This window comes from Schlegelella aquatica (assembly GCF_026013905.1).
Lineage (GTDB): Bacteria > Pseudomonadota > Gammaproteobacteria > Burkholderiales > Burkholderiaceae_C > Caldimonas > Caldimonas aquatica.
Genome location: NZ_CP110257.1, coordinates 3,171,325 through 3,191,651, shown reverse-complemented (window position 1 = coordinate 3,191,651; position 20,327 = coordinate 3,171,325). Strand labels below are relative to the sequence as shown.

At 68.8% G+C, this 20,327-nt stretch carries 14 protein-coding genes; 9 read left to right on the top strand and 5 right to left on the bottom strand.

Going from position 1 to position 20,327, the window contains the following annotated elements; all coding sequences use genetic code 11:
• Nucleotides 1-37: 37 nt before the first annotated feature.
• The 9 genes from tssE to OMP39_RS14560 all read left to right on the top strand — a co-directional run bounded on the left by tssE (nucleotide 38) and on the right by OMP39_RS14560 (nucleotide 12,934).
• Nucleotides 38-520, top strand: a complete 483-nt coding sequence (gene tssE / locus OMP39_RS14600; protein WP_264892536.1) for a type VI secretion system baseplate subunit TssE — start codon at nucleotides 38-40, stop codon at nucleotides 518-520.
• Nucleotides 521-527: 7 nt separating this feature from the next.
• Nucleotides 528-2,384, top strand: coding sequence for a type VI secretion system baseplate subunit TssF (tssF, locus tag OMP39_RS14595; RefSeq protein ID WP_264892535.1), 1,857 nt, complete (start codon nucleotides 528-530; stop codon nucleotides 2,382-2,384).
• On the top strand, nucleotides 2,348-3,403 hold the full coding sequence (gene tssG, locus OMP39_RS14590; protein ID WP_264892533.1) for a type VI secretion system baseplate subunit TssG: 1,056 nt from the start codon (nucleotides 2,348-2,350) through the stop codon (nucleotides 3,401-3,403). The genes tssF and tssG overlap by 37 nt, the downstream gene beginning before the upstream one ends.
• Nucleotides 3,404-3,423: 20 nt before the next feature.
• Entirely contained in the window at nucleotides 3,424-6,117 is a 2,694-nt protein-coding gene (tssH, locus tag OMP39_RS14585; RefSeq protein WP_264892532.1) for a type VI secretion system ATPase TssH, read from the top strand.
• Nucleotides 6,117-9,098: a type VI secretion system Vgr family protein gene (locus tag OMP39_RS14580; protein ID WP_264892531.1), complete on the top strand. Its 2,982-nt coding sequence runs from the start codon at nucleotides 6,117-6,119 to the stop codon at nucleotides 9,096-9,098. Before tssH ends, OMP39_RS14580 begins: the two co-directional genes overlap by 1 nt.
• Before the next feature lie 8 nt (nucleotides 9,099-9,106).
• Nucleotides 9,107-10,570 (top strand): hypothetical protein, encoded by a 1,464-nt coding sequence (locus tag OMP39_RS14575; RefSeq protein WP_264892530.1) that lies wholly within the window; start codon nucleotides 9,107-9,109, stop codon nucleotides 10,568-10,570.
• An 87-nt stretch (nucleotides 10,571-10,657) separates the two neighbouring features.
• Nucleotides 10,658-11,323 carry a hypothetical protein gene (locus OMP39_RS14570; protein WP_264892529.1) on the top strand — a complete coding sequence of 222 codons (666 nt, stop codon included), beginning with the start codon at nucleotides 10,658-10,660 and terminating at the stop codon, nucleotides 11,321-11,323.
• Between the two features lie 261 nt (nucleotides 11,324-11,584).
• The gene (locus tag OMP39_RS14565; RefSeq protein WP_264892528.1) at nucleotides 11,585-11,848 is read left to right on the top strand and encodes a hypothetical protein; all 264 of its coding nucleotides are present in this window, start codon (nucleotides 11,585-11,587) and stop codon (nucleotides 11,846-11,848) included.
• Nucleotides 11,849-12,187: 339 nt separating this feature from the next.
• Complete coding sequence (locus OMP39_RS14560; protein ID WP_264892527.1) at nucleotides 12,188-12,934, top strand: DUF6708 domain-containing protein; 747 nt, start codon at nucleotides 12,188-12,190, stop codon at nucleotides 12,932-12,934.
• Between the two features lie 181 nt (nucleotides 12,935-13,115).
• On the opposite strand, the gene tssA is transcribed toward OMP39_RS14560, so the two are convergent.
• From tssA to OMP39_RS14535, 5 genes are all read right to left on the bottom strand, one after another.
• A complete protein-coding gene (gene tssA / locus OMP39_RS14555; protein WP_264892526.1) occupies nucleotides 13,116-14,285 on the bottom strand; it encodes a type VI secretion system protein TssA in 1,170 nt (389 codons plus the stop codon).
• A gap of 211 nt (nucleotides 14,286-14,496) precedes the next feature.
• On the bottom strand, nucleotides 14,497-16,542 hold the full coding sequence (paaZ, locus tag OMP39_RS14550) for a phenylacetic acid degradation bifunctional protein PaaZ (RefSeq protein ID WP_264892525.1): 2,046 nt from the start codon (nucleotides 16,540-16,542) through the stop codon (nucleotides 14,497-14,499).
• Entirely contained in the window at nucleotides 16,539-17,324 is a 786-nt protein-coding gene (locus OMP39_RS14545; protein ID WP_264892524.1) for an ABC transporter ATP-binding protein, read from the bottom strand. The genes paaZ and OMP39_RS14545 overlap by 4 nt, the downstream gene beginning before the upstream one ends.
• A gap of 66 nt (nucleotides 17,325-17,390) precedes the next feature.
• On the bottom strand, nucleotides 17,391-19,304 hold the full coding sequence (locus OMP39_RS14540; RefSeq protein WP_264892523.1) for a branched-chain amino acid ABC transporter ATP-binding protein/permease: 1,914 nt from the start codon (nucleotides 19,302-19,304) through the stop codon (nucleotides 17,391-17,393).
• Entirely contained in the window at nucleotides 19,301-20,326 is a 1,026-nt protein-coding gene (locus OMP39_RS14535; protein WP_264892522.1) for a branched-chain amino acid ABC transporter permease, read from the bottom strand. The genes OMP39_RS14540 and OMP39_RS14535 overlap by 4 nt, the downstream gene beginning before the upstream one ends.
• Between the last annotated feature and the right edge of the window lies 1 nt (nucleotide 20,327).

The following is a 20,327-nucleotide window of genomic DNA, read 5'->3' as shown; positions in this document are numbered from 1 at the left end:
GGTGGCGCCCCCGTCCCGCTGCCTTCGCTGAACACGCATGGCCCGCTTCGCTCCCTCCTTGCTCGACCGGCTGATGGACGATCAGCCCGAAAGCGCCGGGACGGCGTATGCGACGCACGTCGGTCTGGAGCAACTCAAGGACGCGGTAGCCCGCGACCTGGAGGCGCTGCTCAACGCCCGGTGTGGCGTGCGTCGCGAGGCGCTGGCCGGGTTCCGGCATGTCAGCCGGTCGATCCTCAGCTTCGGGATGGTGGACTTCTCGGCGATGAGCCTGGCCCACACCGAGGAGCGAGAGGCGATCTGCCGCGCCATCGAGGACGCGATCGCGACGCACGAGCCGAGGCTGCAGCAGGTGCAGGTCTCGCTGGTCGAGGATGCCTCCTCCCGGGGCTACACCTTCCAGATCCAGGCCCTGCTGCTGGTCAACCCCGCGCAGGAGCCGGTGAGTTTCAACGCGACGCTCAAGCCGTCGACGCAGCTCTATTCCGTGAGCAAGAGCCGGCGCGCGGTGACCCTGTGAGGGTGCGATGCACGACCTGCTGAACCATTACGAGCGCGAACTGGCCTTTCTGCGGGAGCGGTCCAAGCTCTTTGCCGAGCGCTACCCGAAGATCGCGGGGCGGTTGCAGGTCTCCGGCGAGATCGCCGAGGATCCGCACGTGGAGCGGATGATCGAGTCCTTCGCACTGCTCACGTCCCGCATCCACAAGCGCCTGGACGACGACTTCTCGCTCTTCACCGAGAGCTTCCTCGAGGTGGTGTATCCGCACTACCTGCGGCCCTTGCCGTCGGCCTCCATCGCGCAGTTCGAGCTGGGCACGGCGGCCGCGCAGATGAGCGCGCCTGCTCTCGTGCCGCGCGGCACCTCGCTGACCAGCCGGACCGTGCGCGGCGTGTCCTGCCGATTCCGCACGGCGTTCGACGTGCCGCTGCTGCCGCTGGTGGTCGCGCAGGCGCAGTACCGCGCGGCGGTGAGTGCGCCGGCGGGGACCCGCCTGCCGGCCGGAGCGACGTCGGTGCTGTCGATCACCTTGGACCTCGTGGCGCCCCAGATGACGTGGGACGCGCTCGGCATCGAGCGGCTGCGTGTCTTCCTGGACGGCGAGCCGGCACAGGTGAGCGTGTTGCGCGAGGCGCTGGCGTCGCGCGCCGTCGGCGTGATGGTGCACACCGACGAGGCCGGCCCCTGGCAGGGCCCGTTGGGCGCCCCAGGCGCTTCACCGGCGTTGCCCCAGCTGGCCGGCTTCGGTGCCGACGAAGCCCTCCTGGATGCCGACGATCGCAGCCATCCGGCCTACCGGTTGTTGGCCGAGTACTTCGCCTACCCCGACAAGTTCAATTTCATCGACCTGCCTTGGCCGAGCGGGGCCTTGCAGGGCCAGCCGCGCCGCCGCGTGGTGCTGCACCTGCTGTTTGCCGGCATCCGGGCCGACAGCGATGCATCGCGACTGCTGGAGTCGGTGAAGGCCAGCCAGTTCAAGCTCGGTTGCACACCGGTGGTCAACCTGTTCCGCCACCGCGCCGATCCGATCCGCATCACGCACGAACGCACCACCTATCCCCTCGTGGCCGATGCTCGCCGGGCCTACGGGTACGAGGTGTACCGGGTCGAACGCGTCTATCGCGTGCAGCAGACCGCGCAAGGCGAATCGGTGACGGAGTTCCGACCGTTCTATTCGCTTTCGCATGCCGAGGTGGGCGACGGCGGACGCTACTGGTACTTGCACCGCGACGAATCGGTGGCCGAGCACAGCCCGGGCTACGAGCTGGAGCTGGGCATCGTGGACTTGCAGTTCGACCCCCGTGTTCCGCAGGCCGAGACGCTGTCGATCGAAGTGACGGCTTCCAACCGCGATCTGCCGGCCTTGCTCGCCATCGGTCACCCGGCAGGCGACCTCACGATCGAAGGCGGCGGTATCGCGCGCACCGTGCGACTCTTGCGCAAGCCGACGCCCTCGGCGCGGCACGAGCGCGGACGGGGGCTGCTGTGGCGGCTGATCTCGCACCTGTCGCTGAACCACCTGTCGTTGTCGGGCAGCGGCGTGGAGGCGCTGCGCGAGATGCTGCGCTTGTATGACCTCGCGCAGGCGCCGGCCACGCGCCGGCAGATCGACGGCGTGCGGGCGGTGGAGTACCGGCCGACCACTGCCTGGCTGCCGGGCCGTCCGTTCGCCACCTTCGTGCGCGGGATCGAGGTGCGGCTGACGGTCGATGAGGAGGCCTTCGTCGGCAGCGGCCTGGCCGCGTTCGTGGGCGTGCTCGATCGCTTCTTCGCGCTGTACGTGCACGTCAACGGTTTCAGTCAGCTGGTGGTCGTGTCCGAACGCACGGGCCAGGAGGTGTACCGATGCCCCCCTCGCAGCGGCGAGATCTCGTTGATGTGACGGCGCGGCTGCTGGAGCAGCCGCATCGCTTCGGCCTGTTCCAGGCCCTGCGCGTCATCGAGCACTGGCACCGCAGAGCCGGCGGGCGTCCCCGCACGCAGGTGCTGGCCACGGCGGTGCGCTTTCGCAATTCGCTGTCGCTCGCCTTCCCGGCGAGCGAGATCGAGGCGCTGCGCCCCGTCCGCGCCGCTTCGTCGCACGGCCCCGACCCCGCGCTGCTGGAGCTGACGCCCGCGTGCTTCGGCCTGCTGGGGGTGGCCGGGGCGCTGCCGCACTTCTACACCGAGCTCTTCGCGCAACGCGAATCGCACCACAAGGACACTGCGGCGCGTGCCTTTCTGGACGTGTTCCAGCAGCGCGCGGTGATGCTGTTCTACGAAGCGTGGCGCAAGCATCGCCTGGCCTTGCAGTACGAGGACGATCGAAAGCGCCACTTCCTGCCGCACGTGCTGGCACTGGCGGGACTGGGTCAGGACGCGGTGCGCCAGCGACTGCGCGAGAGCGCGGGGCGCCTGAGTGACGAGTCGGCGGCGTTCTTCTCGGGGGCCATGCAGCAGCGGGCGCGCTCGGCCGCGCAGATCCAGCGCGTGTTGTCGGCGTACTTCGGGGTGCCGGTGCGCATCGAGCAGTTCGTGGGCCGCTGGAGCGTGCTGCCGCAGGAAGCGCAGACCTGCCTGGGGCGCGCCGGTGTGCTGGGCGAGACGGCCTTGGTGGGTGCGCGCGTGTGGCAGCGCGACCTGCGGGTGCGCCTGCACATAGGGCCGTTGGGGCGAGAGGAGTTCGACGCCTTCCTGCCTCAAGGCCGCCATGCGGCGGCGTTGCGGGATTGGCTGCCCCTGTTGGCGGGCGCCTGCGTGGAATGCGAAGTGCACCTGACGCTTGCGCCCGGCCATGCGCCCGAGCCGCGCCTCGCGGGGGGGCAGGCCGGCGTGCGCCTGGGGTGGGACGCCTGGTTGCGCACCCGCGCCTCTCACCACCCCCTCAACGACGCCCGCTACGAACTCCAAGCCGCCGGTTGAACGCCGCGGGGCTCATCATCATGACGACGACTCTCAAGACCCTGATCTCCAAGCTCAACACGACGACGCGCAAGGCCGCGGAGCGGGCGGCCAACCTCTGTCTGGCGCGCGGGCACTACGAAGTGGATCTGGAGCACCTGTTCCTGGCGCTGCTCGAAGAGCCGGGCAGCGACCTCGAGACGCTGTGCCGGCAGTTCGACGTGCCGGTGACGGGCTTGCAGCGCGACCTGGAGCAGGAGCTGGCCCGGCTGCAGACGGGCAACACACGCACGCCGGTGTTCTCGCCGCACCTGCCCAAGCTGCTCGAGCACGCCTGGCTCATCGCGTCGCTGGACGTCCAGACGCCACGCATCCGCAGTGCCCATCTGCTGCTGGCGCTGCTGACCGAGCCCAACCTGTCGTCGCTCGCGCTGCGCGGCTCGCCGCTGTTCGCGAAGTTCCCGGTCGATGAGTTGAAGCACCGCTGGGGCGAGCTGACCGCGACTTCTCAAGAGGCGCGGGAGGGCTCGCCCGTGAGCGCTCGACCGCCGGTTGGCGGGGGGGGCGAGTCGGCCGTGTTGTCCGGTCGCACGCCGGCGCTCGACCTGTACACGACCCATCTCACACAGCGCGCGAAGGAGGGCCATCTCGACCCGGTGATCGGGCGCGATGCCGAGATCCGGCAGGTGATCGACATCCTGATGCGCCGCCGTCAGAACAACCCGATCCTGACCGGAGAGGCCGGCGTGGGCAAGACGGCCGTCGTCGAAGGTTTGGCCTTGCGCATCGCGAAGGGCGACGTGCCGCCTCCCTTGCAAGGCGTGGCACTGCACGTGCTCGACATGGGGCTCCTGCAGGCCGGGGCGTCGGTCAAGGGCGAGTTCGAAAGCCGACTGCGGCAGGTGATCGACGAGGTCAAGAAGAGCCCGCATCCCATCATCCTGTTCATCGACGAGGCGCACACCCTCATCGGCGCCGGCGGCCAGGCGGGACAGAACGATGCGGCCAATCTGCTCAAGCCGGCATTGGCGCGCGGCGAACTGCGCACGATCGCCGCCACCACCTGGAGCGAGTACAAGAAGTACTTCGAGAAGGACGCGGCCCTCGCACGACGCTTTCAGGTGGTGAAGGTGGAGGAGCCGAGCGAGCCCGTGGCGGCCGCGATGCTGCGCGCCATGGTGCCGCTCATGGAGCGGCACTTCGGGGTGCGCGTGCTGGACGAGGCGATCACCGAGGCGGTGCGCCTGTCGGCGCGCTACATCAGTGGGCGCCAGCTGCCGGACAAGGCGGTGAGCGTGCTGGACACCGCGTGCGCCCGGGTGGCTTTGGGGCAGCAGACCAAGCCGGCCCGCATCGAGGAGGCCGAGCGTGAGATCGAACGCTTGGACGTCGAGATCCGCGCGTTGGAGCGCGAGGCGGCGACCGGGCGACCCCATCTCGACCGGCTGGCCGAGTTGAACGCGGCGCGGCAGGCGCGCCGGGCGGAGCTGGAAGACCTGCGCGTGCGCTTCGACCAGGAGCGCGTGCTGGTTGCCGAGGTGCAGGCCCTGCGGGCCGAGCTGGAGGCGGCCGGCGAGCTGCCGGTGGCCCGGCCGTCACCCGCCGCGCGGGGACGCAAGGCGCCTGCCGCGCTGGCACTCACCCCGCGTCAGCAAGCGCTCAAGGGCAAGCTCGACGAGCTGGCGGCACTGCAGCGCGACACGCCGATGTTGCCGTTGCAGGTCGACGCGTCTGCCGTGGCGCAGATCGTGTCGGCCTGGACAGGCATTCCGCTCGGCAAGATGGTCAAGGACGAGATCGACACCGTGCGAGAGCTGAAGTCCCTGCTCGAGCAGCGCGTGATCGGCCAGCCGCATGCACTGGAGGCGATTGCGCAACGGGTGCGAACCTCGCGCGCCCAACTGGAGGACCCGAACAAGCCCAAGGGCGTGTTCCTGTTCGTCGGGCCCTCGGGCGTGGGCAAGACGGAGACGGCGCTGGCGCTGGCCGACATCCTCTACGGCGGCGAGCGCAACCTCATCACGATCAACATGAGCGAGTACCAGGAGGCGCACAGCGTCTCGGGGCTGAAGGGGTCGCCCCCCGGCTATGTCGGTTATGGCGAGGGCGGCGTGCTGACGGAAGCAGTGCGGCGCAAGCCCTATTCCGTGGTGCTGCTCGACGAGGTCGAGAAAGCCCACCCGGATGTGCTGGAGCTCTTCTTCCAGGTCTTCGACAAAGGCTTCATGGACGACGCCGAGGGCCGCGAGATCGATTTTCGCAACACGATCATCATCCTCACCTCGAACGTCGGTTCCTCGGCCATCATGCAGGCGTGCCTCAACAAGGCCGCCGACGAGCGGCCCGATCCGCAGGCGCTGGTCGAGGCCATCCGGCCGCAGCTCTACAAGGCCTTCAAGCCGGCCTTCCTGGGCCGCATGAAGACGATCGCCTACTACCCGCTGCCCGACGAGGTGCTGGGCTCGATCATCCGTCTCAAGCTCGAGCGCATCGCCGCGCGGGTGCGCGATCACCACCGTGCCGAGTTCCTGTACGACGACAGCCTGGTCGAGGCCGTGCTCGCGCGGTGCACCGAGGTGGACGCCGGCGCGCGCAACGTCGACCACATCCTGAACGGCACCCTGCTGCCCGAACTGGCCGACACCGTGCTCGGGCGCATGGCCGAGGGCGAGCCCATCGCGCAGATCAAGGTCACAGCGGGCAGGGACGGCCGCTTCAAGTACAAGGTGAGCTGATGAACGGGCTGACCCGCCTGCTGGCGGCGCTCAGCGGAAGCGCCCGCCCCACGCAGCATGAGCGCCTGCTGCGGCTGCACACCCCCTTCGGGCCCGACGTTTTGCTGGCCGAGCGGGCCGAAGTCGTCGAGGGCATTGGGCCTGGGTTGGAAGGCAGCGAGGCCGCCGGCTTCCGCATCCGCCTGACGGCGCTGTCGGTGCGGGCCGACCTGGCGCTCGACGCACTCGTGGGCCAGCCGGTGTTGCTGGAGCTCCTCACCGCGGCCAGCCGCGTGCACCTGCGGCCCTGGCACGGGCACGTCACGGCCTTCTCGCTGCTGGGCAGCGACGGCGGCCTGGCCCGCTACGAACTGACCGTCGAGCCGTGGCTGGCCTTCCTGCGGTGGCGGCAGGACAGCCGGGTGTTCCAGGACATGACGGTGATGGAGATCGTCGAAGCCGTCTTTCAGCGCTATGCGGGGCAGGGGCGCTTGGCCCCCGCCTGGCGCTGGGCCTTGGCGAGTGCCGAGGCCTACCCGCGCCGCTCGCTGTGCATCCAGTACCAGGAGAGCGACCTCGACTTCGTCTGTCGGCTGCTGGCCGAGGAGGGGTTGTTCTGCTGGTTCGAGCACGCCTCAGCCGCGGTGGACGCATCGCTCGGCACGCACACGCTCGTCATTGCCGATCACAACGGCGCGTTCACCCCCGCTGCGACGCCGCGCCTGCGCTACGCCCAGTCCGGCAGCGCGGCCTTCAAGGAGGACGGCCTACAGCAATGGCGCGCGCGGCGAGAAGCCGCCGTGCACGAGGTCTCGCTTGCCAGCTTCGACTATCGCAGCGTCGATCATCGCCCGGTGGCGGCCGCTGCTGCACCCGTGGGCGATGTGCCCCTGGTCATTGCCGACGTGCCGGGCCTGTATGCCTACGAGGACCGCGCCCAGGGAGAGCGGCTGGCCGCGCGGTGGCTCGAGACCTTGCAGGCCGAGGCGCTGCGTTGGTGCGGCGCGGGCACGGTGCGCGATCTCGCCCCCGGGCGGCATTTCGAGGTGCTGGGGCATCCGGTGCGCCAGCCAGGCGCGTTCGTCGCCCTGGAAGTGACGCACCGCGCGCGCAACAACCTCGCGGCGGACGTGGCCGCGCAGATCGAGCAGCGCCTCGGTGAGCCTCCCGAGGGGCTGCGCGTACCCGGCCGCATGGCCAATGACGACGAGGAGCCGGTCTATGGCTGCGAAGTGACCGCACAGCCGATGTCCTTGCCGGTGCGGGCGGCCGCCTCGCGTCGGGGCCTCCATCCCCGGCCGACGGTGTGGGGCGGCCAGACGGCCATCGTGGTGGGCGACGGCCCCGTCCACACCGACCGTGACCACCGCATCAAGATCCAGTTCCACTGGCAACGCGGCAGCCGCGGCAGCCATCAGCTCGCCTGTGAAGACGGATGCAACGCCCCGGCGGGCGACGCCTCTTTCACGTGGGTGCGCGTGGCCGAACCCTTGGCCGGCGCCAACTGGGGCACGGTCTTCACGCCGCGCGTCGGCCAGGAAGTCGTCGTCAGCTTCCTAGACGGCGACATCGACCGGCCCGTGGTGACTGGCGTCGTCTACAACGGGCGCGGCGCAGCCGACGCCCAGGGCAACGAGGTCCTCGGCGGGGCGGTCGGCACCCACGGCAGCGCGCCCGCGTGGTTCCCCGGCGCGGCGGGGCCACACAGCGGCCCCGAAGCCTCGCCGGCGGGCGAGGGCGAGCCCCTCGCGCAGGGTCACCGGCATGCGGCCGTGCTCACCGGCTACAAGAGCCAGGAGTTGAGCTCGAGCGCCCAGGGCAACGGCGGCTACAACCAGATGGTGTTCGACGCCACACCCGGAGCCGAGCGCATCGAGCTGTCGAGCACCACCGCCGCCACCCGGCTGCAACTGGGCCACCTGCTGCACCAGGAGGACAACCAGCGCCTGCAGCCGCGCGGGCATGGGCTGGACCTGTCCACGCGGGCGTGCGGCGCACTGCGCGCGGGCGCGGGCCTGCTGCTCAGCGCCCACGGTCGCCCGCCCAGCAGCGCGCACGCTCAGCAGATGGACGCACGAGAGCCCCGGCAGGTGCTCGCGCGGGCCCGCCAGCTCACCGGCACGCTGACCAGCACCGCCCAGCAGCACCAGGCGCGGCTGGACGGCGAGGCACCGGCCGAGCGCCTGCCCGTCGTCGATGCGCAGGACGCCTTGCAGCGCAGCCTGGCACACCACGTGGACTGCGGTGCGCCCGGCGCCCCCGAGTCGCCCGACCCGCAGGCCATCGAAGGTGGCCGAGGCCGCCATGCCGCTTTCGCACGGCCCGACCTCGTCGTCTCGGCCCCTGGCGGCGTCGCCTGCTTCACGCCGGCCACGATGTGGACGAGCGCGGGCCGCACCATCGGCCTGATGGCCGGGCAGGACGTGGTTTTCAGCACGCAGCGCCATCACACCAGCGCCGTGCGAGCAGGCATCGTGTGGTTCACGGCCGGCCGTGCGCGCGAGCCGGCCAAACCCAATCAGGAGACGGGCATCGCCCTGCACGCGGCCCAAGGCAGCGTCAGCGTGCAGGCGCAAAGCGCCGCCTCGCACTGGCACGCCCAGGGCCGCATCGACATCGCCTCCACCCACGAGGCGGTACACGCCGCCGCACCCGACCACGTGCTGCTGGCTGCCGGCGGCAGCGCGTTGCGCATCGACAGCGCAGGCATCACGCTGACCACCCCGGGGCCGGCGCAGTTCAAGGCCGCGGTCAAGGAGTTGGCGGGGGCGGGGAGTGCGTCCGTTCAGGGGATGGAGCTTGAGTCGGCAGCGCTGACCATGCCGAAGCGCGAGTTGGAGGTGTTGCTGGTAGATGCGGAAGGCAATGTGCCCTCCAGTGAGCCGATCTCGTTAGTCGATTCGGCCGGCGTCCAACATCAGGCGACCGTGGCGGGCGCTGCCGCCAAGATCGCGGGATTCAAGCCGGGCCTGTCCGTGAGCCGTCAGTCGAAGCGTCGTTAGCCGCCACCATGTCAATCCTGAAAGCCGTCGAAGCCGAGCGCAGGCCACAGCCTCGCGTCGTGCCGTCTGACACACAGCAAGTCTGCATCGACCTTCCGGGCGAGGAAGTGCGGTGCGTGGTGCACAAGCCCAAGCTGGAGATCGTGCTGCGCAAGCATCGCGACGTGATCTTTGAGATCCAGTTGTTCAAGGGCATGACCTATTCGGTCGAGGCAGACCAGAGCGACTTCTACAACGCGCGAGACAAGAAGATCGTTCTGCACAAGAAGAGGCAAGCGGTGACTTTTAAGGACGGGGAGCGCTTGCACCTGTGGGTCAGCCGGGAGTTCAAGGGCGCGCTGATCCTTAAGGCCAATGGCAACGTGTGGGGACGATACGAGCCCAACAAGCTCGACCCAGTTCGTTATGGCGCGGATCCGAAAACGAAGCCGGCTCCGTTGATCGTCGTGATGAAGCACAGTCCTTCCGGGGATGACCACGGAGGACCGACTGCCGCGCCCCCTAAGTCATTAGCCACACCTCTCCCTCTCCCCAAATGCACGATAAATGAAGAATCGTTTTCCCCGTTGAACCAGTATGGGATCCCCATGCCTCGTTTTTATACGGAGATGAGGCATGCCCGCACCGCGGGTGCTGGTGACGGCTCCGAGCAGAGCATGCATGTGGTGGAGGTGAAACGGGACCATGAAGCACCTCCTCAGATCGCGGAGTTCTTTAAGCGCGGCGGCGAACAAACTGCGATTGATTCCACCGGCATTTTGACTCGGAATTGGCTGTGGCAGCAAATCACGGGAGGGGCTGCATATGTGAACGACAACCGCCAATGGATCAAAGATTTATGGCGGCAAAAGTTTTACCTCCAGAAAGTCATTCACAAGTCAGGTCCTAAGTGGTATATTATCTTCAAAGGCAATCCAGGGCTCCGCGAATTCCTCAAAGGAACCCGGTACGGCGTCACAAATGCCAAGGTGCTGGCAATAACCGCGGGTGCCGGGTCTGCGGCTGGGTTGCGACACGCGGCATGGGATGCTGCCAAAGGCGCCTTCAAGAAGGCAGGAATGCTTGCCTTGATTTTTACTATCACGATCGATTACGCAGAATGGCTTGCAGATTATGAACAAAGAGACCCGAAAACGGGGAAACCAAAGAAAGATGTCTTTGACTTAGTCTACAAAATTGGCGTGGACGTCGTTAAAGCGGGTGTCAGCGCGGCGTTGGGTTCACTGATCGTCGGGGGGTTGATCACTGCGGCGGCAGGGTTAGGGGTGGCAGTTGCCGCGCCTGTACTCGCCGTGGTTGTGGCCACCGTCGTCGTGTCGGTAGCTGTGGGCATAGGCCTTGACTGGCTCGACAAAAAAACCGGCGCTACAGACAAGTTGAATCAACAAATCCGCGGGGTAGCGCGCGATCTTGAGTCGCGCCTTTCGGTAGATTACAGAGGTTACGTAGCTGCGCTGGAAACAGCAACTTGAAGGGGGAGTCGTATGACGCGACAGTACAGGTCCTCTTTGAGATTCGCCGCAGTTGTGTGGTTGGCAGCCTTTTGTCTGCCGATCCCCGTGATCGACATGCTCGCCGACGGCGGTTACTTGGCGGAGCGATGGTGCCTTGTGTTTCTCGGCGTCGGCATTACGGGAGCGGTGATTGCTGTGGTAGCCAGCCTGGTGATGCGCCAGCCTCCTCGATCCCTGGTGCGCCGCACAGCGGTAGTGGGCCTCGCGATATGGCTGCCTTCCTACCTGTTCTTGTGCATGGCGGCTCTGGGTTACTTGGTCCTCTGGTCAGACGTCCAAATGTGGGTAGGGTTCAGTCTTTTTGTTTTGGGTTCGGTGGTATGGGCTGGTTACGCAATCAAGAAGGTGCGACGAAATATTGCGGGGCGTCGGATATTCGAGCGTCAGTTTGTAATGCGAGAGGATCACATTGGCGTTGCACTCCCGATAAGAATGGATGACGGCGCAACTTCCAACAATGGTCCGATGTCGCGTTTGTCGAACTGGTTGGGTCCTAAGCTTGCCCCGGCGATTCCTCTTGCCTATCCACTGCAGAGATTCATGACCGAAAACGGCGGACTGGGTGCGGTGCTTGCGTTTCTGTCTATCCTCGCAACTCCCCTGGCTCTCTACATAGGCGGACGGCTTTCCGCTGGAGCGTATTTCTGGCTATATTGTGTTCCGCGCTATGAGAAACAACAGGGCAAGCGCGTGCTAAGTGATTCTGCCTAATGTTGCGGCCATACACCGCGGCAATGTTCCAAACATCAGCAGGCCGAAGTCTCCAAGCCAGAACCCACCGCCTTCGACGAACACCATCTGGGCAAGGGTTTTATCGACCAGCGCCTTGAAACGCGCCTGGGTCTCCGGTGAGCGGGCCCCCGTCTCAGGGTCCTTCGATTCGCTGCTGCAGCCGATGAGCAGCGCGACCGCAAGCATGCATGCCGGTAGGCCAGCAAGGTCGCATTGCGGTCCCGAAGCGGTCTCGTTGACATGTGTCCTCCCTCTTTATGTTTTGCATCGACTCGCGTCGAAGGGATTCTCATTCCGCCGGAAGAGGTTATCGAGTTCACCGAGCCCTTCAAGGTCTCGTTCGAAGCGGGGGCGGCCGTCTTTACTGGCAAGATCCGCGTGAACGAGGACTACTTCAACAGCGCGAAGCTGAAGTTCGAGTACTGGCCCGACGCCACACGCCAACCGGAGCTGAAGATGGTGCCGGTGCCAGGCGGAGCAAACTTTGCGGAGGTAGCGGACTGAAATGGGGATGTTCGACCGCACATCGGGTGGCTGGCAACGCGCTAAGGCTGCAACGCACAGCGTGAAGCTGCTGCAGCCGCACCTGCCTCTTGCGCCATGGGGCAATGGCGACCAGATGGTGTACGCCGTCAATCCGGCTTATTTGGAGATCGGACAGGGGGGAGCTCTCCAATGCGGGGCTGGGGGATGCTGGCATTTCTTGGGCTGCCTGCCGTGGGCGGATACGGGCTTCTTTTCGACATCGAACTCTCGGTAGAACTTTGGTCCCGGTTCGGGTGGTCAGATGAGGGAGTCGGCCTTGCAACGCCTGTTCAGGGCCTGTTTTCGGTCGCAGTCTTCGTGCTCTCTACCTGGCTCTTTTGGGTCTACTTCGCGATGAGCTTCCTCACCGTCACCGACCCGGTGGTGCGCTTGGACCACAAGCGGCAGAAGGTGTGGATGTGGATCGGCAAGGGTCCGATCGAGATGGACTGGGCGAAGCTGGTGCCGAGGGTGGAATCCAGCGTGGCGACGGCGTATGCGACGGTGAAGCTGTACCGCGGCCAATACGCCGAGCTCGGTCCCGACGGTGAACCCCTGAAGACCCGCGGCATCCCGCATGTGTTCCAGTGCGGCCAGGTCTCTGCAGCGGAGGAGGGCGTGCGCCCCAGTATGGAGTATGTGCGGCTGTACATGGAAGCAGGCCCGCAGGCGGTGCAGCCGCCGCAGAAGCTGCTGACCCACCGCGTGCGCTGGTACGCGATGGTGAATCTGGCTGGGATGGCCGATGACTGGGTGCGCTGGCGCGAGAACCGCGACAAGCCCTGTGTGGCGCCCGCGCCGTGGATCCGCACCGTGGCTTTCGTGCTGTTGTTCCCGATCCTGTTTCCGATGCAGTTCACGAACTGGCTGGCGCTGGCGCTGGCGCCGCGGCCCAAGTGGCCGAGGGAGCTGGAAGCCTTGCACGCAGCAGATCTGTCGCTGGCGCAGCAAGCCCCGCCCGGGACTGGCGGCGTCACGACGGTCCGCTCGCAAGGGGCTGAGGGGGCGCGACGCAAACCGGTGATCCGTGTCAACGGCGAAATCGTGCGGCGCGACGGATCGTGATCGCGGGCTGCCGCAGTCCTTGATGGATTCGCGCAGCCTGGCGGCCCGCGTCGCGGGCACGGGCCTCACTCGAGTCGAACTCGTTGCGTGGAGGAGGCCTACAGCGAAGCCGCGGAGGCCGAGGAGGCGGTCGCCACGCGGCAACCGCTCCCACCTCGGGCCCTGTCTCACACGCGGCGCTCTACTCGGCCGCTTTGGGCAGCCCCAGCAGTTCTTCGAGATGGGCCAGGCTGCCGGCGTCTTTGATGACTTCGCGCAGCCAGGCGTCCAGGGGCATGTCGCCCCAGCGGGCGGCTTTGTCGGCCAGGAAGGCGACGGGGCTGTGGGGTTCGGTGCGGCGGAAGAAGTCGGCGACCAGGCGCAGCTGCTGGAGGGCTTGGGCTCGGGTCTGGGGTTCGACGGGGCCCATGGGCGACGAGGCGGGGTGCGAGGTGCCGAGGTGCGAGGCGGCGGCGGGCGAGGGGCCGGTGGCGGCGCAGGCCGTCGGCCCGCCGAGCGCGAACGCACCGGGGGCGGCGTGCGACGGGGCGCGGCCGTCCGCGCTGCCGGGGGCTGAAGGGGGCGGCGTCATACGGGCACCGGGGGCCGACGCGCCGGCGACCAGGGCGCCCGCATCTTGCGCCAGACGTTGCACGGCGTGATGGGCGTCGTCGAGCGCTTGGCGCGCGTGGACGAAGGTCGGGGCATCGTCGCCCAAGCGCGGGTCCACCCAGGCTTGCAGCGCGTCCAAGTGCGAGCGGGCACGGGCCAGGGCCGCCAGGTGTTCGTGCCACACGGGGGGCGGCGTCTCATTGCGGGCGCGGGTGACTTGCGCGAGCGTGGGTTTGCCTTCGGGCGCGGAAGCGGCAAGCTCGGGCTGCCGCTCGATCTGCTGTTGCCATTGGCGCGCTTCCTCGAAGTCGAGCAGGCTGTAGCGGCCCGCCGGGGCGGCGGTGACGGCCAGGCGCGGCGCGAGCTTTTGCACCTGGGCCAGCAGCCAGCGCAGCGTGCCTGCGCGTTGCTCGACGTCGTCGCCGTCGGGCAGGGGGTGCAGGTCGTCCCAGTAGCGTTCGCACACCTGCACGGTGTCGGCCAGCCCTTGCGCCAGCCCGGTGTAGCCGCGCGTGCGGGCCAGCGCCTCGGTGCGCCAGGCGAGCAGGCGCAAGTCCTTGGTGTGCTCGACGAGGAGCCGCTCGCACTGGCTCACCACCGCGGGCCAGTCGGCCGTCTTGAGGGCGGTGATCCACTCGCCCTGGTCCAGTGTGGGATCGTCCTCGCGGCGCAGTTCCTGAATCGCGTCGAACTCGGCGGAGAACGACAGGTCTTCGCCGCACGGTCGGGTGTCGGTGATGGGGTGGAGCAGGTCGGCCATGCGGCACGCGGGGGGAAGGTCGGGAAGCGCCGATTGTAGGGAGCGCTTCCCGCCGGACATGCGATGGCGAACACCCCCATGCGGGGGGCACGCGGCCGCGGCCGGGCGGCGCACGAAGACGGCGCCAGCCGATAGGGGGCCGGCCCGGCCCCGCCCGGACCCGCGCGGGCGGATTGGGGCCGATGGGGCTGCCGATGGGGCCGGGGCCCGCTCAGCCGCGTTTGGCCACGAGCGTGAGGATGTCGTAGCTGGCGACGAGCTCGCCGTGCTGGTTGGTCACTTCCACGTCCCAGGCGACGACGCCCTGGCCGACGCCCTTGGCGTCCTTCTTGTGGCGGTCGATCTTGCGCTTGCAGGTCAGGCGCGCTTGGATCGTGTCGCCGATGCCTACGGGTTTGACGAAGCGCAGCGTGTCGAGGCCGTAGTTGGCGAGCACCGGGCCAGGCGCGGGCGAGACGAACAGGCCCGCGGCGGCCGACAGCACGAAGTAGCCGTGCGCGATGCGCTTGCCGAAGGGCGACTCCTTGGCCGCGATCTCATCGAAGTGCATGTAGAAGTAGTCGCCCGACAGACCGCCGAAGGCGACGATGTCGGCCTCGCTGACCGTGCGGCGGTGCGTGAGCAGCGAGTCGCCGACGCGCAGGTCCTCGAAGTAGCGGCGGAAGGGATGCACCTCGGACTCGTGGCGCTGTGCGCCGCGCACGTACTCGCCGGTGACGGCGGTGAGCATGGTGGGCGAGCCCTGCACGGCGGCGCGTTGCAGGTAATGCTTGACGGCGCGCAGGCCGCCCAGCTCCTCGCCGCCGCCGGCGCGGCCCGGGCCGCCGTGCTTGAGGTGCGGCAGGGGCGAGCCGTGGCCGGTGGATTCGGCGGCCGCCTCGCGGTCGAGCACGAGCAGCCGGCCGTGCCAAGCCGCCGCCACCGGGATGGCCTGGGCGGCGACTTGCGGGTCGCGCGTGACCAGAGTGCCGACGAGGCTGCCGCGGCCGCGCGCGGCCAGTGCGAGCGCCTCGTCGAGGTCGTCATAGGGCAGCAAGGTGCTGACGGGGCCGAAGGCTTCGACGTCGTGCACGGCGTCGTGCCGGTGCGGGTCGCGGCTGAGCAGCAGCGTGGGCGCGAAGAAGGCCCCCTCGGTGGCGCCTTCGCCGACGGGCGTGAAGCCCGAGGGATCGCCCCACACCAGCTCGGCGCCTTCGCGCAGCTGAGCCACGCGCTCGGCCACGTCGCGCTGCTGCGCGTGCGATGCGAGTGCGCCCATGCGCACGTCCTCGCGCGAGGGATCGCCGACGACCACCTTCGCCAACCGTGCGCGCAGGCGGTCGGCCACCGCGTCGAGGTGCCGGCGAGGCACCAGCGCCCGGCGGATCGCGGTGCACTTCTGGCCGGCCTTGACGGTCATCTCGCGCACGACTTCCTTGACGTAGAGGTCGAACTCCTCGTCGTCGGGCGTGACGTCCGGCGCGAGGATGGCGCAGTTGAGCGAATCGGCCTCGGCGTTGAAGGAAATGGACTGCCGCACGATGTTGGGATGGGTGCGCAGCTTGGCGGCGGTGTCGGCCGAGCCGGTGAAGGTGACGACGTCGTTGCCTTCCAGGCGGTCGAGCAGGTCGCCGGTGCCGCCGATCACCAGTTGCAGGCTGCCTTCGGGCAGCAGGCGGCTCTCGTCGATGAGCCGCACCAGCGCTTCGGTGAGGTAGCTGGTCGCGGTGGCCGGCTTGGCGATGCACGGCATGCCGGCCAGGAAGGTCGGCGCGAACTTCTCGAGCAGGCCCCAGACGGGGAAGTTGAAGGCGTTGATGTGCACCGCGACGCCCGCGCGCGGCACGAGGATGTGCGTGCCGGCGAAGTGCCCCTGCTTGCCGAGCGGCACGACCGGCCCTTCATGCAGGAGGTTGCCGGAGGGCAGCTCGTTGGTGCCCAGGCTCGCGTAGGCGAACAGCGTGCCGATGCCGCCTTCGATGTCGATCCAGCTGTCGTTGCGCGTGGCGCCGGTGTGTGCGGACCAGGCGTAGAGCGTTTCCTTGCGCTCCATCAGGTAGCTGGCCAGCGCCTTGAGGCGGGCGGCGCGCTGCTGGAAGTCCAGTTGCAGGAGCGCGGGCGCCGCGCCGCGCGCGTGATGCACGGCCTCGCCGAAGTCGATCGGCTCGGCATGCGTGGCCGCCACCGGTTTGCCGTTGACGGCGCTGCGCAGCACCTGGGCGGACGTCTGGCCGAGCCAGCGCCCGGCGATGTAGCTCTGCAGGACGGGAGGGTTCATGGTGCGATCGAAGAGGAGGATGGAACGGGCGTCGGCGCGGCTTCCTGACGGGCGCCGCCGAGGCCGAGGTAGGTGTCGATGATGCGGCGGTCGTGCAGCAGGGCTTCGGCCGCGCCGCTCAATGCGACGGCGCCCATCTCGAGCACGTAGGCCCGATCGGCGATCTGCAGCGCCGCGCGGGCGTTCTGCTCGACCAGCAGCACCGACACGCCGACCTCACGCAGGCGCGAGACGGTGAGCAGCACTTCGCGCACGATGAGCGGGGCCAGGCCCAACGAGGGCTCGTCGAGCATGAGCAGGCGGGGCTTGGCCATGAGCGCGCGGCCGATGGCCAGCATCTGGCGCTCGCCGCCCGACAGCGTCGCCGCCATCTGGGCGCGCCGCTCCGCCAGGCGCGGGAAGATGGCGTAGACCTCCTGCATGCGCTCGCGCTGCGTGCGGTCGCCGCGCCGCCAGCGCGAGAAGCCGCCCAGCAGCAGGTTGTCTTCGACCGACATCTCGCCGAAGAGCTCGCGCTTTTCGGGCACCAGCGCCACCGAGCGCGCGACCATGCGCTCGACGGTGGGCCGCGCGACCGGCTCGCCGGCCACTTGCACCTGCCCGCGCGAGGGCAACAGGCCCATGATGGCATTGAGCAGCGTGGTCTTGCCCGCGCCGTTGGGGCCGATCACGGTGACGATCTCGCCCTCGCGCACGTCCAGGTCGACCTCGTGCACCGCCTCCACCGGGCCGTAGGAGACGCTGAAGCCGCGCAATTGCAGCAGGGAAGGGGCATCACTCATCGGACGGCCCTCCGGTCACGGCGCGACCGCCTTCCTGCGGGAAGAGCCTGCGGGAGAACAGCGCGCTCATGCCGCAGCCCTCATCAGCAGGTCGTCGCCGCCGAGGTAGGCCTCGAGCACGCGCGGGTCGCGTTGCACTTCGTCCGGGGTGCCGCGGGCGATCACGGTGCCGAAGTCGAGCACGGTGATGCGGTCGGCGAGGTTCATGACGAACTCCATGTCGTGTTCCACGATGAGGATGCCCAGTCCTTCGCGGCGCAGCTGGTCGAGCAGTTGCGCCAGGGCTTGCTTCTCCAGGTGACGCAGGCCGGCGGCGGGCTCGTCGAGCAGCAGCACGGCCGGCTGGCCGGCCAGCGCGCGGGCGATCTCCACGACGCGCTGTTGGCCGAGCGGCAGCGAGCCGGCGGGCGTGTCGACGTGGTCGGCCAGCCCGCACCGTTCGATCTGGCGCAGGGACTCGGCGAGCAGCGCCTGCTCTTCGCGGCGGTCCAGGCGCAGCATCGAGGCGATCCAGCCCTTGCTGCCGCGCAGGTGCGCGCCGAGGGCCACGTTGTCGAGCACGCTGCGCGTGCCCAAGAGGCGCACGTGCTGGAACGTGCGGCCGAGCCCGCGCGCGGCGAACTCGCGGGAGGCGTGGCCGGTCATCGGCTCGCCGAGCAAGCGCACCTCGCCTTCGGTCGGGTCGTCGACGCCGGAGATCATGTTGAAGAACGTGCTCTTGCCGGCGCCGTTGGGCCCGATCAGTGCGTGGACCTCACCGGCCTTGACCTCGAGCGAGACCTTGTTGTTGGCCACGAGGCCGCCGAAGCGCTTGGTCACGTCGCGCGCCTCGATGAGCGTGGTGCCGCGCGGGGGCAACGGGCGCTGCACCAGACGGCCCGCGGCGGCCGCGTCGGGGCGCTCGGCGGGGGGCGCGAACCGGCGCGTCCAGCCGGCGAGCGTCGGCCACAAGCCGTCGGCGAAGCGTTGCAGCACCACCATCATCAGCAGGCCGAAGACGATGACTTCGAAGTTGCCGCTCATGCCGAAGAGCTTGGGCAGCCAGTCCTGCAACTGCTCCTTGAGCAGCGTGATGAGCGCGGCCCCCAGCACCGCACCCCACAGGTAGCCGGCGCCTCCGACCACCGCCATGAACAGGTACTCGATGCCGATGTTGAGGTTGAAGGGCGTCGGGTTGACGAAGCGCTGCAAGTGCGCGTAGAGCCAGCCCGACAGGGCGGCCAGGAGCGCCGCCAGCACGAACACCTTGACGCGCTGCCGGCTGGTATCGACGCCCATGGACTCGGCCATCACGCGGCCGCTCTTGAGGGCGCGGATGGCACGGCCCTCGCGCGAGTCCAGCAGGTTGTGCAAGGCCCACAGCGCGAGCAGCAGCGCCAGCCAGATCGCGATGCCCAGCGCCCGCGGCGACGCCAGCGAGACGCCGGCCACCTCGAGCGCCGGAATGCCGGTCAGGCCGGTGTGGCCGCCCAGGAACTCCAGGTTGCCGAACAGGAAGTACAGGCTCAGGCCCCAGGCGATGGTGGCCAGCGGCAGGTAGTGCCCGGACAGGCGCAGCGTGACGGCACCGAGCCCCCACGCCACGGCGAAGGTGAGGGCCAGGCCGAGCGCGAGCCCCACCCACGGCAGCAGGGCCGCCGGGAGGAAGGCGAGGGCCGACGCCGCGGCCGGCGAGGTGCACACCCACGCGGTGGCATATGCCCCGAGGCCGACGAAGGCCGCCTGGCCGAAGGAGGTCATGCCGCCTACGCCCGTGAGCATCACCAGGCCGAGCGCCACCAGGGCGTACAGGCCGATGTAGTTGAGCACCGTGACGGTGAAGTCCGGCAGGAAGCCCCAGCTCGCGGCGAGCAGCGCGATGGCGCCGAGCGTGACGATGCGCGCGAGCGGCAGGCTCGTGCGCGCCGGCGCTGCGGCGGCCGGGCGCTCGGCGGATGGCGGAGCCGCCACCGGCGTGGTGGCGCGGGAGGGACTGCTCATTCCTCGTCCTCCACATGGTGGCTGCGCAGCGAGCGCCACAGCAGCACCGGAATGATGAGCGTGAACACGATCACTTCCTTGAAAGCGCTGGCCCAGAACGAAGAGAAGGCCTCGAGCTGGCCGACCAGGAACGCCCCGCCCAGCGCCAGCGGGTAGCTCGCCAGGCCGCCGATGATCGCGGCGACGAAACCTTTGAGACCGATCAGGAAGCCGGTGTCGTAGTAGATCGTCGTGATGGGGGCGACCAGCAGGCCGGAGACTGCGCCGATCAGTGCGGCCAGCGCGAAGCTGACGTCGCCGGAGAGCTCGGTCGGGATGCCCATCAGGCGCGCGCCGACGCGGTTCATCGCGGTGGCGCGCAGCGCCTTGCCGACCAGGGTGCGCTCGAAGAACGCGAACATCGCGACCACGAGCGCCACCGTGACACCGAGCACCACGAGGGACTGGCCGGTGACGACGAGGCCGGAGAGGTCGAGCCGCAGGTCGGAGAAGGCCGGCGTGCGAGAGCCCTCGGCGCCGAAGAAGAGCAGCCCGAGGCCGACGAACACCCCGTGCAGGGCGACCGAGACGATCAGCAGCACGAGCACCGTCGCATGCGCGAGCGGCCGGAAGGCCAGGCGGTAGGTGAGGGGCCCCAGGGGCGTGATGAGCAGCACGGTGGCCAGCGCCTGCCAGGCGATCGAGGCCGGGCGCGCCAGCACGAGGGCCACGGCGGCCGCGGGCAGGGCCACGCACCACACGAGGGTGGAGGCCCAGTCGACGGTCGCGCCGCGGCGCTGCCGCCAGGCTTCGACGACCAGCGTCGTCGCGGCCAGCGCGAGCAGCATCCACAGGGTGGCCGGGGTGCGGCCGGCCTGCAACGCCGCCATCGACAATGCGCCGAAGGCGACGAACTCGCCCTGCGGCACGAAGATGACGCGCGTGACCGAGAACACCAATACCAGCGCGAGCGCCATCAAGCCGTAAATGGCGCCGTTGACGACGCCGTCCTGGCCGAGCAGCAGGGCGATTTGCAGGTCCATG

Coding starts and splice junctions, on each gene's coding strand:
- tssE (WP_264892536.1), top strand. CDS start 38: ATGGCCCGCTTCGCTCCCTCCTTGCTCGACCGGCTGATGGACGATCAG.
- tssF (WP_264892535.1), top strand. CDS start 528: ATGCACGACCTGCTGAACCATTACGAGCGCGAACTGGCCTTTCTGCGG.
- tssG (WP_264892533.1), top strand. CDS start 2,348: ATGCCCCCCTCGCAGCGGCGAGATCTCGTTGATGTGACGGCGCGGCTG.
- tssH (WP_264892532.1), top strand. CDS start 3,424: ATGACGACGACTCTCAAGACCCTGATCTCCAAGCTCAACACGACGACG.
- OMP39_RS14580 (WP_264892531.1), top strand. CDS start 6,117: ATGAACGGGCTGACCCGCCTGCTGGCGGCGCTCAGCGGAAGCGCCCGC.
- OMP39_RS14575 (WP_264892530.1), top strand. CDS start 9,107: ATGTCAATCCTGAAAGCCGTCGAAGCCGAGCGCAGGCCACAGCCTCGC.
- OMP39_RS14565 (WP_264892528.1), top strand. CDS start 11,585: ATGTGTCCTCCCTCTTTATGTTTTGCATCGACTCGCGTCGAAGGGATT.
- tssA (WP_264892526.1), bottom strand. CDS start 14,285: ATGGCCGACCTGCTCCACCCCATCACCGACACCCGACCGTGCGGCGAA.
- paaZ (WP_264892525.1), bottom strand. CDS start 16,542: ATGAACCCTCCCGTCCTGCAGAGCTACATCGCCGGGCGCTGGCTCGGC.
- OMP39_RS14545 (WP_264892524.1), bottom strand. CDS start 17,324: ATGAGTGATGCCCCTTCCCTGCTGCAATTGCGCGGCTTCAGCGTCTCC.
- OMP39_RS14540 (WP_264892523.1), bottom strand. CDS start 19,304: ATGAGCAGTCCCTCCCGCGCCACCACGCCGGTGGCGGCTCCGCCATCC.
- OMP39_RS14535 (WP_264892522.1), bottom strand. CDS start 20,326: ATGGACCTGCAAATCGCCCTGCTGCTCGGCCAGGACGGCGTCGTCAAC.